Genomic DNA, 16,238 nt, shown 5'->3' with positions numbered 1-16,238 from the left:
GAGCCCCCATGCCTGACGCCACCCGCCACCTCACCCTCGCCAACGGCCTGCAGCTGACCCTGCGCCACGCCCCACGCCTGAAGCGCTCGGCCGCTGCCTTGCGGGTGCACGCGGGTAGCCACGACACGCCGACCAAATGGCCCGGCCTGGCCCACTTCCTGGAGCACCTGTTCTTCCTCGGCACCCCGCGCTTCCCGCTGGACGACGGCCTGATGCGCTACGTGCAGGCCCTCGGCGGCCAGGTCAATGCCAGCACCCGCGAACGCACCACCGACTTTTTCTTCGAGGTCCCACCCAGCGCCCTGGCCGGGGGGTTGGAGCGCCTGTGCCAGATGTTGGCCGAGCCAGACCTGGGCATCGAGCGCCAACGCCGCGAACGCGAAGTCATCCATGCCGAGTTCATTGCCTGGTCGCGCAATCCGCAGGCCCAGCAGCAGTTCGCCTTGCTGCAATCCGCAGCGCCCGGCCATCCGTTGAGCGCTTTTCATGCCGGCAACCGGCACACCCTGGCCTTGCAGGATCCCGCCTTCCAGCAAGCGCTCCATGGCTTTCACCAGCGCTTCTACCAAGGCGGCCAGGTCAGCTTGAGCCTGTGCGGCCCACAATCGCTGGATGAACTGGAACTGCTGGGCCGGCAGCATGCCGAGCTGTTCGCAACGGGTGAACGGGTACCACAAGCTCTGCCACCGCCATTGTCGGCGACCGACACGCACCTGCTCTTCAGCCACGAAAACCTCCCGGCAGGTGCCGAGCAGGCCCTTGAGTTGCTGATCACCTGCCTCAGCGATAGCCGCCCGGGTACTTGGCTGAATGCGCTTCGCCAGCGCGGTTGGCTGCAAGGTTTCAAGGCCGAGGCGCTGTATGCCTTCGCCGGGCAGTCGCTGTGGCACATCGACCTGCAGCTCAGCGAAGACGCCAGCCCAGAGGAAGCCGATGCCCTGTTGCAAGGTTGGTTCGGCTTCATCAGACAGGTCGTACCTGAGCAATTGAATACCGAGTTCGCACTGCTGCAGCAAAGCCGCGAACGCAGCGCCAGCGCGCTTGAGCTGGCCCGCCGGGACAGCGCCGGCCAGCTGTTCGCCGGTCTGGATACACAAGGCTTGCAGGCCCTCCGTGCCCTGCTGGAGGACCTGCCGGGCCGCGAGCATGGGCATTGGCAACTGCCCACTGTCGACCCCTTGCTACTGGCGGATGTACCTGATGTCAGGAAGCATCCACTGCCAGCGGCACTGAAGGTCAGCGACCAGCTGCCTGGCGCCCGTCAGTACGCGGCGCTGTACCTGCGCTGGCATGTCCCTTCACCCTTGCGCCAGCGCCTGCATGCGCTGCTCGAACGCGCCTTGCACCCCCTGCAGGAGCGCTGCGAGCGTGTATCGGTGCAGCTGCAGTTCAGTGCCGCTGGCGAATACTGGCAGTTGCGCTGCGCCGGGCTGCCCGCAGCAGTCTTGCGCACTGTGGAACAGGCCTTGGTACTGATGCTCAAGCCCCCGGCAAGCAGCTGGCTGCCTTGTTCGGTGCAGCCACCGGCTCTGATCCCCATCCGCGCCCTGCTCAAGCAACTGCCCGACGCCGTGCTGGGCGCCACGCCTGCACCGGTTCCGGACTGCACCCTGACACAGACGCAACTCGACAGCCTGTGGCAGCACACACGCTGGCACGGCCTGGCTGCAGGCTTCGACGATGACGCCCTCAACGCATTGGGCACTGCGTTGCAGCACTGCCCTGGCCAAGGCTCGGCGCCTGGCCCTCTGCCTACCTGGGCCAACCACCGTTGGCAACATGCCAAAGTAGCCGGCAGTGAACATGCCCTGCTGCTGTTCTGCCCTTTGCCGGCGGCGATGGAGGCCGCTGGCCGCCTGCTCGCCCAATTGCTGCAAGGGCCGGTCTACCAACGACTGCGGGTAGAACTGCAACTCGGCTATGCGGTATTCAGTACCTTTCGTCAGGTCGAGGGTGTCGGTGGCCTGCTGTTCGGAGTCCAGTCGCCCCACGCCAACCAGGCGCAGATACTCGACCACTTGCTCACCTTGCTACGCCAGGGCATTACCTTCGATCCAGGCGCTCGCCAGGCACTGGCCGGGCAATTCGATGAGCCGGCGATGGCCAACGACGCAGTCGCCGAATGGGCATGGCAGACATGCCTGGCTACACAACCTGGCGGGCTGGAAACGCTAGGCAGGGCTATCCTGACCACGCGGCAGTCGGACCTGGACCAGCTGCTGATCCACCTGCTCGATACCGGCTCCAGGTGGCTGTGCCTGGCCAACGCTGCCGCGCCAGATAGCTCCTGGATCACCTCAACCGAGTGATTATTACGCGAACTGCAAGGGCACTTTTCTAATAATTAACCTTTCGGTACACCTATTTCTTGTAAGATAGCGCAATCCCGAATCATGGGAACCTCCAGCCAATGGCGGTACCCTAGTATTAGCTGACAAACCCAACCCTCATCCGGAAGGAGTAATTCCATGTGGACCAAACCTGCATACACTGATCTGCGCATCGGCTTCGAAGTCACCATGTACTTCGCCAACCGCTAAGCCCGGCTTACGGTTCAACGCCTCGGCCTGCCGGGGCGTTTTCGTTTTTTCGCTACGGTTTTCTGCAGAGAGAGTGGCCATGTACATCCAGGTTCTCGGTTCCGCCGCCGGCGGCGGGTTCCCCCAGTGGAACTGCAACTGCGTCAACTGCAAGGGTTTGCGTGACGGCACCTTGCGGGCCACGCCGCGCACCCAGTCGTCCATCGCCCTGTCCGACGATGGCGTGCACTGGGTGCTGTGCAATGCCTCGCCCGACATCCGCGCCCAGCTCCAGGCCTTTGCACCGATGCAGCCGGCCCGTGCCCTGCGCGACACCGGCATCAACGCCATCATCCTGCTGGACAGCCAGATCGACCACACCACCGGCCTGCTCAGCCTGCGCGAAGGCTGCCCGCACCAGGTGTGGTGCACCGACATGGTCCACCAGGACCTGACCACCGGCTTCCCGCTGTTCAACATGCTCAGCCACTGGAACGGCGGCCTGCAATGGAACCGCATCGAGCTGGAAGGCAGCTTCGTCATCGACGCCTGCCCCAACCTGCGCTTCACCCCGTTCCCCCTGCGCAGCGCCGCGCCGCCCTACTCGCCGCACCGCTTCGACCCGCACCCGGGCGACAACCTTGGCCTGCTGGTCGAGGACACCCGCACCGGCGGCAAGCTGTTCTACGCCCCGGGCCTGGGCCAGGTGGATGAGAAGCTGCTGACGATGATGCATGGCGCCGACTGCCTGTTGGTCGACGGTACCCTGTGGGAAGATGATGAAATGCAGCGCCGTGGCGTGGGTACCCGCACCGGTCGCGAGATGGGCCACCTGGCGCAGAACGGCCCCGGCGGCATGCTGGAAGTGCTCGATGGCTTCCCGCGCCAGCGCAAGGTACTTATCCACATCAACAACACCAACCCGATTCTCGATGAAGACTCGCCCGAGCGTGCCGAAGTGCTGCGCCGGGGCGTGGAAGTGGCCTTCGATGGCATGAGTATCGAGTTGTAACAGCCAGATCGCACAAGCAACACAGCCCCTGTGGGAGCGGGTTCACCCGCGAAGAATCCCACACAGTGTATGGCACCGGCTTCGCCGGTGTTCGCGGGTAAACCCGCTCCCACAGGGATTGAGCCGAGACTCAGCTTTACAGGAGCCAGCCGAATGAGCGACGCACTGCCAATGTCCCCTGCCGAATTCGAGCAGGCCCTGCGCGCCAAGGGCGCCTACTACCACATTCATCACCCGTACCACGTGGCGATGTACCAGGGCCGCGCCACCCGCGAACAGATCCAGGGCTGGGTGGCCAACCGCTTCTACTACCAGGTCAACATCCCGATGAAGGATGCCGCGATCCTCGCCAACTGCCCGGACCGCGAAGTGCGCCGCGAGTGGATCCAGCGCCTGCTCGACCACGATGGCGCGCCCGGCGAGGACGGTGGTATCGAAGCCTGGCTGCGCCTGGGCCAGGCCGTGGGCCTGGACCAGGACCAGCTGCGCTCCCAGGAGCTGGTACTGCCCGGTGTGCGCTTTGCCGTGGATGCCTACGTCAACTTCGCCCGCCGGGCCAGCTGGCAGGAAGCGGCCAGCAGCTCGCTGACCGAGCTGTTCGCCCCGCAGATCCACCAGTCGCGCCTGGACAGCTGGCCCCAACACTACCCGTGGATCGACCCGGCCGGCTACGAGTACTTCCGCACCCGCCTGGGCCAGGCCCGGCGTGACGTGGAGCACGGCCTGGCGATTACCCTGCAGCACTACACCACCCGCGCGGGCCAGGAGCGTATGCTGGAAATATTGCAGTTCAAGCTGGATATTCTCTGGAGCATGCTCGACGCCATGAGCATGGCCTACGAGCTGAACCGCCCGCCCTATCACTCCGTCACCCAGGAACGGGTGTGGCACAAAGGGATCACCCTATGAGTTTCAACCGTAATCAAGTGCCGAACTGGCGCCCCGGCTACCGCTTCCAGTACGAGCCGGCGCAAAAGGGCCATGTGCTGCTGTACCCCGAGGGCATGATCAAGCTCAACGACAGCGCAGCCATGATCGGTGGCCTGATCGACGGCCAACGCGACGTTGCCGCGATCATTACCGAACTCGAACAACAGTTCCCCGGTGTCCCGGAAGTGGCCGATGACATCGAGCAGTTCATGGAGGTGGCCCGTGCCGAACACTGGATCGTCCTCGCCTGAGTTACCGCCCACGCCCGCGGTTGGCCTGCCGCTGTGGCTGCTGGCCGAGCTGACCTACCGTTGCCCGCTGCAGTGCCCGTACTGCTCCAACCCGCTGGACTTCGCCGCCCAGGGCCAGGAGCTGAGCACCGCGCAGTGGTTCAAGGTAATGGCCGAAGCCCGGGAAATGGGGGCCGCGCAAATCGGCTTTTCCGGCGGAGAACCGCTGGTACGCCAGGACCTCGCCGAGCTGATCGGCGAGGCCCGCCGGCTGGGCTACTACACCAACCTGATCACCTCGGGCATCGGCCTGACCGAGGCGCGCATCGCCGACTTCAAGAAGGCCGGCCTGGACCATATCCAGATCAGCTTCCAGGCCAGCGACGAGCAGGTCAACAACCTGCTGGCCGGCTCGAAGAAGGCCTTTGCGCAGAAGCTGGAAATGGCCCGTGCGGTTAAAGCCCATGGCTACCCGATGGTGCTCAACTTCGTCACCCACCGGCACAATATCGACAAGATCGACCGCATCATCGAGCTGTGCATCGCACTGGAGGCCGACTTCGTCGAGCTCGCCACCTGCCAGTTCTACGGCTGGGCCCACCTCAACCGCCTGGGCCTGCTGCCGACCCGCGCGCAGCTCGAGCGGGCCGAACGCATCACCAACGAATACCGGGACAAGCTCAAGGCTGAGGGCAACCCGTGCAAGCTGATCTTCGTCACCCCGGACTACTACGAGGAGCGTCCCAAGGCCTGCATGAATGGCTGGGGCAGCCTGTTCCTGACCATCACCCCGGACGGCACCGCCCTGCCCTGCCACGGCGCGCGCCAGTTGCCGGTGCAGTTCCCCAACGTGCGCGACCACGACCTGCACCACATCTGGTACGACTCGTTCGGCTTCAACCGCTTCCGTGGCTATGAGTGGATGCCCGAACCCTGCCGCTCCTGCGACGAGAAAGAAAAGGACTTCGGCGGCTGCCGCTGCCAGGCCTTCATGCTCACCGGCGATGCCAGCAACGCCGACCCGGTGTGCGCCAAGTCGACCGATCACGGCATCATCCTCAAGGCCCGTGAGGAGGCAGAAAGCGCCCAGCTCACCATTGAACAGATGACCTTCCGCAATGAACGAAACTCCCGTGTCATCGCCCGCGGCTGAGTTCAGCGCGGCCCAGGCGGTTGCCGCCGGCACCGACTTTGCCGAAATAAAGGTCAGCGCCGCGGGGTTGTTCTGGAATGAATTCCGCCCAGCCGATGGCGCCTGCCGTATCTGGCACTGGCAGCACCAGCAGGCCCGCTGCCTGACCCCCGATGGTTTCAGCGCGCGTAGCCGGGTGTACGAATACGGCGGCGGCAGTTTTTGCCTGGGTGGTGACGGGCTGGTGTTCGTCAACGAAAAGGACCAGCAGGTCTATACCCAGGCCCTGGAAGGCGCGGCACCGCGTGCCCTGACCGATGATGCCAGCTGCCGCTACGGCGATGTGCAGTGGCACGACAGCCTGGTGCTGGCGGTCGAGGAGCAGCATGGCGAACGGGTCGAGCATCGTCTGGTCGCCCTGGGTGAACATACCCGCGAGGTGCTCGCCGAAGGTGCCGACTTCTATGCCTCGCCTACGGTGAGTGCCGACGGCCAGCGCCTGGCGTGGGTCGAATGGGACCGCCCGGCACAACCCTGGACCGTCACCAGGCTGATGTGCCGCGCACGTGATGCAAGTGGCCACTGGGGGCCGGCGCAATGTGTGGCCGGCGCTGACGAATCGCTGCAACAGCCGCGCTTCGATAGCGCAGGCCAACTCTTCTGCCTGTCTGACCGCAATGGCTTCTGGCAGCCTTGGGGTGAGATCGATGGCCGCTGGCAGGCCCTGTCTGCCGAGCCCGCGGACCACGCTGCGGCGCCCTGGCAACTGGGCGCCAGTACCTGGCTGGCGCTGGGGCCGCAAAGCTATCTAGCCAGCTGGTTCGAAGACGGCTTCGGGCAACTGGGGCTGCGTACTACCGATGGCCGCCTGGAGCGCTTCGCCAGCGCCTACACGCGCTTTCGCAGCCTGGCCATGGATGGCGAACACCTGTACGCCATTGCCGCCTCGCCGATCAGCCCGCCAGCGGTCATCGCCATTACCCGCAGCAACCACGAGGTCAGCGTGTTGGCCGGTGGTGCCGACGTGCTGCCGGCAAGGCATATCAGCCTGCCGCAGTCGATCCACTATGGCAGTGACGGTCACCGCGCCCATGGTTTCTTCTACCCGGCCGCCCGCTCGCAAGGGGCTGCACCGCTGGTGGTGTTCATCCATGGCGGCCCGACCTCAGCCTGTTATCCCGTGCTCGACCCGCGCATCCAGTACTGGACCCAACGCGGCTTCGCCGTCGCCGACCTCAACTACCGGGGCAGCACCGGCTATGGCCGGGAATACCGCCAGGCCCTGCACCTGCGCTGGGGCGAAAGCGATGTGGCCGATGCTTGCGCGGCGGTAGATTACCTGGCCGGACGTGGGTTGATCGACCGCCGCAAGGCGTTCATCCGCGGCGGTAGTGCGGGGGGCTACACCACCCTGTGCGCCCTGGCGTTCCATGATGTGTTCCGCGCGGGCGCCAGCCTGTACGGGGTCAGCGACCCGGTTGCCCTTGGCCGGGCCACGCACAAGTTCGAAGGGGACTACCTGGACTGGCTGATCGGCGACCCGCTGCAGGACGCCGAGCGCTATCGCCAGCGTACGCCGCTGCTGCATGCGGGGCAGATCAAGGTGCCGGTGATTTTCTTCCAGGGCGAGCTGGATGCGGTGGTGGTGCCGGAGCAGACGCGTTCGATGCTGGCGGCGTTGCAGGCTAACGGGATCGAGGCTGAAGGGCACTTCTATGCCGGGGAGCGGCATGGGTTCCGCAAGGCGGAGAACCTGGCGCATGCGCTGGAAGAAGAATGGAAATTCTATTGCCGGGTGTTGGGGAGCTGAGATTTTGGGCTGCGCTGTCGCACAGGGAACAATGTTCGAGAGCGTGTCACATTCCCTTGTGGGAGCGGGCGCGCCCGCGAAACGGCCAACCCGGTGTATGGCACCGGCTCCGCCGGTGTTCGCGGCGGTTCGACGCCTCGACACGCCCGCTCCCACAGAGCCCTGCTAACTCAATTATTTATGTGTTTGCAGAGCAGCCCCAGCAATGTCACCGCTTGGCGATGATATACACCGCATGCACGATCCCCGGAATGTACCCCAGCAAGGTCAGCAGGATATTCAGCCAGAACGCCCCGCCAAACCCCACCTGCAGGAACACGCCGAGCGGCGGCAGGATGATGGCGATGATGATGCGAATGAAGTCCATGCGAGTCTCTCCTGAAGGGGTTACTTCACAGACTAGACCCGCGTGGCAGAGGTTCCACTGGCAAAAAAAAACGCCCCGGGCCGAATGAAACAGGCCAGGGGCGATGCGCAGGAACGCCAGACGGTTCGTAAAATTCGGATCAGGCCGGTACTTCCCGGCGGGCCTGCTGCCGGGTGTGCAGGCGGGCGAAGGCGCGGGCCAGGCGCAGCAGCATTTCGTCGATGTTGCCCTTGCTCACGGTCAACGCCGGCGAAAAGCGCACCACATCCGCCTGCGGTGCGTTAAGCAGCAGGCCTTCGTCCAGGGCCGCCGCCACCAGCTCGCGGGCCAGGTTTTCTTTCAGTTGCAGGGCCCACAGCAGGCCTTGCCCGCGCACTTCGCCCTGGCCGTAACGCCCGGCCAGCCGGCTCAGGCCTTCGCGCAGGTGGCGGCCGTTGTCCTGCACCTGGGCGAAGAAACCAGGCTCCAACACGGTATCCAGCACAGCCAGGCCGGCGGCGCACATCAGCGCGTTGCCATGGTGGCTACCTTCCAGTTCGCCAGGCTCGGCGCAGCACGCCGTGCCCCGGGCCAGCAAGGCTGCCAGCGGCACGCCACCGCCCAGGCCCTTGCCCAGGGTGATGATGTCGGCGCGCACGCCGTAGATTTCTTCAGCCAGCAGCGCGCCACAGCGGCCGATGCCGGTCTGCACCTCGTCGAGGATCAGCAGGATGCCCAGTTCGCGGCACAGCGTTTCCACACCCTTGAGGTACTCCTGCGTGGCCGGGATCACACCCGCCTCGCCCTGGATCGGCTCGAGCATGATTGCCACGGTGCGCGAGTCCACCTCGGCGTGCAGCGCCGCCAGGTCGTTGAACGGCACCTTGCTGAAGCCCGGCAGGCCCGGCTCGCAGCGGTTGCACGGCAGCGGGTCGGACGCCGACAACGCGCCCAGGCTGCGACCATGGCAGGCCTGGCTGGCGGTGATGATGTGGTAGGCGCCGTTGCGGTGCAGCTGGCCCCATTTGCGCGCCAGCTTGATCGCGCCTTCGCAGGCTTCGGCACCGCTGTTGAGCAGGTAGGCCTGGTCGCTGCCGGTGCTCTGGCACAGGCGGTTGACCAGCCCCAGCAGGCCACGGCTGTGGTAGCCCGAGCCCGGGTTGATCAGCGCCTGGGCCTGGTTGCCCAGCGCTTTCACCAGCACGCTGGGGCTGTGCCCCAGGCTGTTGACCGCACCGCCCTGGGTGAAGTCCAGGTAGGCGTGCCCTTCGTTGTCCCACAACCAGGAGCCCTGGCCACGCACGAACACTTGCGCTGCGCGTTCGGTGCTGGGCATCAGGCGCTCACGCGACAGCTGCGGCGCTTCCGGCACGATCACCGGCGCACGCGTGGGCTCGGCGACGGCGGCAGGGGCCGGGCGGCGCAGGTTGAACAGGTTCATCAGGGCTCCAACCGATCACGGTAAAGGGCGGCCACGGTGCGGTCTAGGTGCCGACACTCGATATTTTGCCTTGCCTATCAAAAGTGTTTTTCATCCGGGGTAACAATCGACCGATTCATCGCTGTAACCCGCTGGAATACGGCGATAGACTAGGCTTCGCGAGGGTTTTCGACCATTTCGTTTTTCCAGCATTTTCGATAAGTGTTGCTTATGGATTTCCGCCAACTGCGTTATTTCGTCGCGGTGTATGAAGAAGGCCACGTGGGCCGCGCCGCCGAGCGCCTGTCGCTGTCCCAGCCGGCGCTATCCCAGCAGATCCGCCAGCTGGAGCACAGCCTCGACCTGAGCCTGTTCGAGCGCAGCAACAAGCGCCTGCTGCCGACCCTGGCCGCCCATACCCTGTACAACCATGCCCTGCCGCTGCTCGACGGCCTGCAGCGCGCCCACGAGGCCATGCGCAACTTCAAGGGCCAGTCCCTGCGTACGCTGGCCATTGGCGTGCTGCAGACCGTGCGGCCGAGCCTGGTGCCGCAGTTGCTGGAACGCCTGCGCAGGGCACAGCCGCATCTTGTGGTGCAGATCTACGAATTGTCGGGGCTGGAGATCGAACGGCGTTTGCTCAACGGCAGCCTGGACATCGGTATCAGCTACCTGCCGCCACGCCAGCCGGGGCTGCATGGCCTGCTGCTGTACGAAGACGAGCTGCAACTGGTCATCCCCGCTACCCACCCGCTGAAGGACTTCAAGAAGGTATCCATCCGCCAGGCCGCGGAGCTGCCCATGCTGATGCTGGGCGAGGAATTCCAGATCCGCCAGATCTGGCAGGCGCAGCTGGCCAGCCAGGGGCGTCGGCCGCAGGTGCAGGCCGAGATGAACAACATGGCGGGGATTCTCGACAGCCTGGCCCATACCGCGCTGGCCACCATCCTGCCGGGGCGGGCCAAGGAGGCCGCCGAGGATGATCAGGGGCTGCTGTGGAAGCCATTGAGCGAGCCGCGGGTACCGCTGAAGGTTGGCCTGGTGTTCCGCGATGCCCAGCGCCAGCAGGCCTCTGTGGAGCTGTTGCGCACGCTGCTGGAGGAAGAGACGGACGCCCGCCTGTTGGGCGCATCACCGCTGGATGTGCTGGGCTGAAAAAACACGCGCACAAAGAAAACCCCGCCGAAGCGGGGTTTTCCAGACTGTTTCCCTGTGACATCCGTATCGCCCCGCCATCCTGGCAGGTGTCCTTCGTCGTCATCCTTGATCTGTCCTTTGCGCTTCCTGCGCAACGTCCATGTGGTAAAGATTAACCGTGGATCCAATCTGAGAACAGTGGTGAAAAGTCACCACGTTGTGTAGGAAAAAGCTTACACAGGAGAATTCACTTCCAGATGTGCCTGGAATTGGGGCCGCTTTGCGACCCCAAAATCCGTCAGAACTGCTCGGCATCCAGCAGGTACAGCGACTCACTCCCCGCTTTCACCGAGGCCACCAGCGAATCCACCCGCGGCAGCAACCGCGCAAAGTAGAACCGCGCCGTACCCAGCTTGCCCGAGTAGAACGCCTCGTCCCCCTCACCCGCCTTGGCCGCCCGCGCCATCAGTGCCCACATGTAGCCATAGGCAACATAACCAAAGGCATGCAGGTACTCGACCGAAGCCGCGCCAATTTCATTCGGGTTGCCCTTGGCTTGTTCCAGTACCCACTCGGTTAACCCGTCGAGCTGGTCGAGGCTGGCCGCCAACGGCTTGGCAAACTCATCCAGTTCGCTACCCGCACTGGCAATGAACTGGCGAATCTCGTCGGAGAACAGCCGACAGTACGCACCACCGCTGGCCACTACCTTGCGCCCCATCAGGTCGAGGGCCTGGATGCCGTTGGTGCCCTCGTAGATCTGCGTAATGCGCACATCGCGCACCAGTTGCTCCTGGCCCCACTCGCGAATGTAACCATGCCCGCCGAACACCTGCTGGCCGTGCACCGCGCACTCCAGGCCCAGGTCGGTGAGGAAGGCCTTGGCCACCGGCGTCAGCAGTGCCACCAGCTCTTCGCTGCGCTTGCGCACGCTGGCGTCTTCGCTGTACTTGGCACTGTCCAGCTGCATGGCCACGTAACTGGAGAAGGCACGGCCACCCTCGATCAGCGCCTTCATGGTCAGCAGCATGCGACGCACATCCGGGTGGACGATGATCGGGTCGGCGGCCTTGTCCTTGGCTTGCGGGCCGGTCGGGGCGCGGCTCTGCAGGCGGTCGCGGGCGTACTCCACGGCGTTCTGGTAGGAGCGCTCGGCCGAGGCCAGGCCCTGGATACCAACGCCCAGGCGCTCGTAGTTCATCATGGTGAACATGGCCGCCAGGCCCTTGTTCGGCTCACCGACGATGTAGCCGACCGCTTCGTCGAAGTTCATCACGCAAGTGGCCGAAGCCTGGATACCCATCTTGTGCTCGATCGAGCCACAGGTGGCCGGGTTGCGTGCGCCCAGGCTGCCGTCTTCGTTAACCAGGAACTTCGGCACCAGGAACAGCGAAATGCCTTTCGGCCCCGCCGGTGCGTCCGGCAGCTTGGCCAGCACCAGGTGGATGATGTTCTCGGTCAGGTCGTGCTCGCCGCCGGTGATGAAGATCTTGGTGCCGCTGACCTTGTAGCTGCCGTCGGCCTGGGGCTCGGCCTTGGTGCGGATGATGCCCAGGTCGGTACCGGCGTGCGGCTCGGTCAGGCACATGGAACCGGCCCACAGGCCGGCGTACATGTTCGGCAGGTACTTTTCCTTCAGCGCTTCACTGGCGTGGGCATTGATCGACAGGCAGGCGCCGGCAGTCAGCATCGGATACAGGCCAAAGGACAGGCTGGAGGCGTTGACCATTTCCTCGACCTGGGCCGAGATGACCTTGGGCATGCCCATGCCGCCGAACAGCGGGTCGCCGCCCACACCCACCCAACCGCCTTCGGCGTAGGTGTTGTAGGCCTCGATGAAACCAGCCGGTGTGCGCACCGCGCCGTTGTCCCAGTGGCAGCCCTCTTCATCCGCGGCGCGGCTGAGCGGCGCAATGGATTTGGCCGTGACCTTGCCGGCCTCTTCCAGTACCGCCATGGCCGTGTCGGCATCGACAACCTCGGCCAGCCCGGGCAACTGCGCCCACTGCTCGGCAACGTTGAAGACTTCATTCAGTACGAAGCGCATGTCGCGCAGGGGCGCTTTATATTCAGCCATGACAACCTCTCGCTAGTCGGGTCGGGGCGGTCTCGGGGAACCGCGACACTGGGTTGCAGGCAGTGTAACCGAACAACTTTTACGAGACATAGGGTCATCACTAGACTGCCTAGTCTATTTCGGTCACGCCGTGCGCACTGCCCCACGCTGCGATTGTTGCCCATATACCATGACACAATTGCGCCCCGCGCCCTTGGCGCTGTACAGCGCCTGGTCGGCGGATTTCAACACGGCCTCGGGGTTACGATGATCGGTCTGGCGCTCGGCCACGCCGATGCTGATGGTGACCGATACCGTGCCGCCACTGCTGCCCGCCCGCCGCTGGCGCCCGGTGGTATCGTCCTGCGGGCGGTTGTGCTGGTCGCGCAGGTGCATCACGTAGTTGGCGATCACTTCGCGCACGGCTTCTACATGCGGCACGCACTCCTCGGCAGTCTTGCCTGCAAACACCAGGGCGAACTCCTCGCCGCCATAGCGGTAGGCCCGGCCACCCCCGGTGACCTTGGACAGGCGGCTGGCGACCAGGCGCAGCACCTGGTCGCCGACGTCGTGGCCGTGGGTGTCGTTGAATTTCTTGAAATGGTCGACATCGGTCATGGCGATCACATAGTTGCGCCCCAGGCGCTGCATGCGCTCGTTCAGCGCACGGCGCCCCGGCAGGCCGGTCAGCTCGTCACGGAAGGCCATCTGGTAGGCCTCGTGCGCCACCGCCGCGGCGATCATCAGCATTACCTGGCTGCACATGATGTTCAGGGTGAACGGCAGGATGAAGGTTTGCGGCAGCATCCAGAAGATGCCCAGCAGGCCCGTCACCTGCGCCGCGTGCAGCGGCCGTGGCGCACGCAGGTATTGCACCACCAGCAGGATGAACACGCCGAGGAACAGCGGGTAGACCATCTGGATCAGGCTCATCCACTGGCCATGCAAGGTTGGCCAGCGGATTTCCGCCAGCCAGGTCAGCAACGCCTCGGGGTAGCTTTGCTCCAGGGCCACCGCCACGCTGCCGACGGCAAACAGCACGGCACCACGGGCAACCAGGTCCTGCAGCAGATGGGTGCGCTCCTGCCAGGCACCATACAGCCCGAACAGGGCGGGCAGCAGCAGGCACACCAAGTGGAAGATCACCGCCGCGTCTTCGCGCACGCGGCCATGGTCACGGTAGAAGTCGGTCTGGGTGTCGAGCAGGTAGTAGGCGATATACACCGTGAGCATCAGGAACAGCTCGCGCTGGCGGCGGTACACCGCGCAATAGGCGCCGCCCAGCAGCAGGACCAAGGTAGGCAGGACATTGAACAGCGATGTGAAAAAGACACTGAGGTCTCTCACATAGGCTGCGGCGAGCCCTGCCAGCAACAAGAACAGCGACGGCAGGAAGTGGCTTGCGCGAACAGCGTTAAGACGAAACAAGGGTAATCTCCGACCCGGCAGATCAATAATGGCATTGTGCCCTTACTTCATCGGCAGTGCACATGAACAGTTGAATATCGAATCAGACGCTGTCCCGTGTAGGAGCAGCCTTGTGCTGCGAAAAGGCCGCAATGACAAAAGATTTTCTGTGGCAGCTATGGCCTCTTCGCAGCACAAGGCTGCTCCTACAAAGAGATAGGCATCAGGCCGCAGAATGAAAAAACCCGCCTGCCGGTGAAGGCAGGCGGGTTTCGTTTACAACGGCAGGATCAGTACGACAGGCCGAAGTTCTCTTCGTCCATCGCCATCAGGTTGTTGGCACCCGACAGCATGGTCGCCACATGGGTACGGGTACGCGGCAGGATGCGCTGGAAGTAGAAGCGCGCGGTCTGCAGCTTGGCGGTGTAGAACGCCTCTTCGCTGGTACCGGCAGCCAGCTTCTCGGCCGCCAGACGGGCGATGTCGGCCCAGAAGTAGGCCAGGCAGGCGTAGCCGGAATACATCAGGTAATCGACCGAGGCCGCACCCACTTCTTCACGGTCCTTCATGGCGGCCATGCCCACTTTCATGGTCAGCTCGCCCCACTCCTTGTTCAGCGCCGCCAGCGGTTCGACGAACTCCTTGACCGCATCGTTGCCTTCCTGCGCCTGGCAGAACTTGTGCACGATCTTGGTGAAGCCCTTCAGCGCTTCGCCCTGGGTCATCAGCACCTTGCGGCCGAGCAGGTCCAGGGCCTGGATGCCAGTGGTGCCTTCGTACAGCATGGAAATGCGGCTGTCGCGCACGTTCTGCTCCATGCCCCACTCGGCGATGAAGCCGTGGCCGCCGTAGATCTGCACACCGTGGTTGGCGGCTTCGAAGCCGACTTCGGTCATGAACGCCTTGGCGATCGGGGTCAGGAACGCCAGCAGGGCATCGGCCTTCTTGCGCTCTTCTTCATCCTGGCTGTACTTGACGATGTCCACCTGCTTGGCGGTGAAGTACACCATCGCGCGGTTGCCTTCGGCGAAAGCCTTCATGGTCAGCAGCATGCGACGCACGTCCGGGTGGACGATGATCGGGTCAGCGGCCTTGTCCGGTGCTTTCGGGCCAGTCAGGGAGCGCATCTGCAGGCGCTCACGGGCGTACTTCAGGCCACCCTGGAAGGCCACCTCGGCGTGGGCCAGGCCTTGCAGCGCAGTACCCAGGCGAGCGGTGTTCATGAAGGTGAACATGCAGTTCAGGCCTTTGTTGGCCGGGCCGATCAGGTAGCCGGTGGCGCCGTCGAAGTTCATCACGCAGGTGGCGTTGCCGTGGATACCCATCTTGTGTTCGATCGAGCCGCAGCTCACGCCGTTGCGCTCGCCCACGCCGCCTTCGGCGTTGGGCAGGAACTTCGGCACGATGAACAGCGAGATGCCCTTGGTGCCGGCCGGTGCGTCCGGCAGGCGGGCCAGGACGATATGGACAATGTTGTCGGCCATGTCGTGCTCACCGGCCGAAATGAAGATCTTGGTACCCGACACCTTGTAGCTGCCGTCGGCCTGTGGCTCGGCCTTGGTGCGCAGCATGCCCAGGTCGGTACCGCAGTGTGGCTCGGTCAGGCACATGGTGCCGGTCCACTCGCCGGATACCAGCTTGGTCAGGTAGGTGTGCTGCTGCTCGGCGGTGCCGTGCGCCGAGATGGTGTTCATCGCACCGTGGGACAGGCCCGGGTACATGCCCCACGACCAGTTCGAACCGCCGACCATTTCGCTCAGGGCCAGGCCCAGCGACTCTGGCAGGCCCTGGCCGCCGTGCTCGACGTCATGCGCCAGGCTCGGCCAGCCACCTTCGACGAACTGCTGGTAGGCCTCTTTGAAGCCGGTCGGGGTTTTCACGCCCGATTCGCTCCAGGTGCAGCCTTCCTGATCACCCACGCGGTTCAACGGCGACAGCACCTGCTCACAGAACTTCGCGCCTTCTTCGAGGATCGCATCGACCATGTCGGGCGTGGCGTCCTGGCAACCCGGCAGGCTCTGATAGTGCGCCTCATAGCCGAGCAGCTCGTCGCGAACGAAGCGGATATCACGCAAGGGGGCTTTGTAATCAGGCATTGCGATGAACCTCTAGGTGAGTTCTGTGGGGGTGACCCGCGCTTGGCGGCCGTCGATCAAACAGTTGTTTGAAACTTACGTTTAGCTCCGCCTTATGTCAAGGATGGACTATGGTGCCATTTGCGCCACGAAAAATGGTAAAT

At 64.3% G+C, this 16,238-nt stretch carries 13 protein-coding genes; 8 read left to right on the top strand and 5 right to left on the bottom strand.

Annotated features, from left to right (window positions below; genetic code table 11):
• Window positions 1–8: 8 nt before the first annotated feature.
• From pqqF to A4C63_RS21965, 7 genes are all read left to right on the top strand, one after another.
• On the top strand, window positions 9–2,309 hold the full coding sequence (gene pqqF / locus A4C63_RS21990; RefSeq protein ID WP_063914566.1) for a pyrroloquinoline quinone biosynthesis protein PqqF: 2,301 nt from the start codon (window positions 9–11) through the stop codon (window positions 2,307–2,309).
• A gap of 159 nt (window positions 2,310–2,468) precedes the next feature.
• The gene (gene pqqA / locus A4C63_RS26035; protein ID WP_003243383.1) at window positions 2,469–2,540 is read left to right on the top strand and encodes a pyrroloquinoline quinone precursor peptide PqqA; all 72 of its coding nucleotides are present in this window, start codon (window positions 2,469–2,471) and stop codon (window positions 2,538–2,540) included.
• Window positions 2,541–2,619: 79 nt separating this feature from the next.
• A complete protein-coding gene (gene pqqB / locus A4C63_RS21985; RefSeq protein ID WP_061303871.1) occupies window positions 2,620–3,531 on the top strand; it encodes a pyrroloquinoline quinone biosynthesis protein PqqB in 912 nt (303 codons plus the stop codon).
• A gap of 153 nt (window positions 3,532–3,684) precedes the next feature.
• Window positions 3,685–4,440, top strand: coding sequence for a pyrroloquinoline-quinone synthase PqqC (pqqC, locus tag A4C63_RS21980; RefSeq protein ID WP_063914565.1), 756 nt, complete (start codon window positions 3,685–3,687; stop codon window positions 4,438–4,440).
• A complete protein-coding gene (pqqD, locus tag A4C63_RS21975; RefSeq protein WP_063914564.1) occupies window positions 4,437–4,712 on the top strand; it encodes a pyrroloquinoline quinone biosynthesis peptide chaperone PqqD in 276 nt (91 codons plus the stop codon). The genes pqqC and pqqD overlap by 4 nt, the downstream gene beginning before the upstream one ends.
• Window positions 4,684–5,844 (top strand): pyrroloquinoline quinone biosynthesis protein PqqE, encoded by a 1,161-nt coding sequence (gene pqqE / locus A4C63_RS21970; protein WP_063914563.1) that lies wholly within the window; start codon window positions 4,684–4,686, stop codon window positions 5,842–5,844. The genes pqqD and pqqE overlap by 29 nt, the downstream gene beginning before the upstream one ends.
• The gene (locus tag A4C63_RS21965; protein ID WP_063914562.1) at window positions 5,810–7,633 is read left to right on the top strand and encodes a S9 family peptidase; all 1,824 of its coding nucleotides are present in this window, start codon (window positions 5,810–5,812) and stop codon (window positions 7,631–7,633) included. Before pqqE ends, A4C63_RS21965 begins: the two co-directional genes overlap by 35 nt.
• Before the next feature lie 208 nt (window positions 7,634–7,841).
• On the opposite strand, the gene A4C63_RS25105 is transcribed toward A4C63_RS21965, so the two are convergent.
• A complete protein-coding gene (locus A4C63_RS25105; RefSeq protein WP_009681539.1) occupies window positions 7,842–8,000 on the bottom strand; it encodes a YqaE/Pmp3 family membrane protein in 159 nt (52 codons plus the stop codon).
• Window positions 8,001–8,139: 139 nt separating this feature from the next.
• On the bottom strand, window positions 8,140–9,420 hold the full coding sequence (locus A4C63_RS21960) for an aspartate aminotransferase family protein (protein WP_063914561.1): 1,281 nt from the start codon (window positions 9,418–9,420) through the stop codon (window positions 8,140–8,142).
• Between the two features lie 210 nt (window positions 9,421–9,630).
• On the opposite strand from A4C63_RS21960, the gene A4C63_RS21955 reads away from it, so the two are divergent.
• The gene (locus A4C63_RS21955) at window positions 9,631–10,554 is read left to right on the top strand and encodes a LysR family transcriptional regulator (RefSeq protein WP_004375209.1); all 924 of its coding nucleotides are present in this window, start codon (window positions 9,631–9,633) and stop codon (window positions 10,552–10,554) included.
• A gap of 280 nt (window positions 10,555–10,834) precedes the next feature.
• Here A4C63_RS21955 and A4C63_RS21950 read toward each other — a convergent pair whose 3' ends face one another.
• The 3 genes from A4C63_RS21950 to A4C63_RS21940 form a co-directional block, all read right to left on the bottom strand.
• Window positions 10,835–12,613 (bottom strand): acyl-CoA dehydrogenase C-terminal domain-containing protein, encoded by a 1,779-nt coding sequence (locus A4C63_RS21950; protein ID WP_063914560.1) that lies wholly within the window; start codon window positions 12,611–12,613, stop codon window positions 10,835–10,837.
• Window positions 12,614–12,736: 123 nt separating this feature from the next.
• Window positions 12,737–14,020 (bottom strand): diguanylate cyclase, encoded by a 1,284-nt coding sequence (locus tag A4C63_RS21945; protein WP_063914559.1) that lies wholly within the window; start codon window positions 14,018–14,020, stop codon window positions 12,737–12,739.
• Between the two features lie 269 nt (window positions 14,021–14,289).
• Window positions 14,290–16,095 (bottom strand): phenylacyl-CoA dehydrogenase, encoded by a 1,806-nt coding sequence (locus tag A4C63_RS21940; RefSeq protein ID WP_063914558.1) that lies wholly within the window; start codon window positions 16,093–16,095, stop codon window positions 14,290–14,292.
• Window positions 16,096–16,238: the final 143 nt, after the last annotated feature.

This window comes from Pseudomonas sp. p21, from assembly GCF_001642705.1.
Classification (GTDB): domain Bacteria; phylum Pseudomonadota; class Gammaproteobacteria; order Pseudomonadales; family Pseudomonadaceae; genus Aquipseudomonas.
Note: the sequence above shows the minus strand (reverse complement) of the source record. Positions and strands in the feature narration are given on the sequence as shown.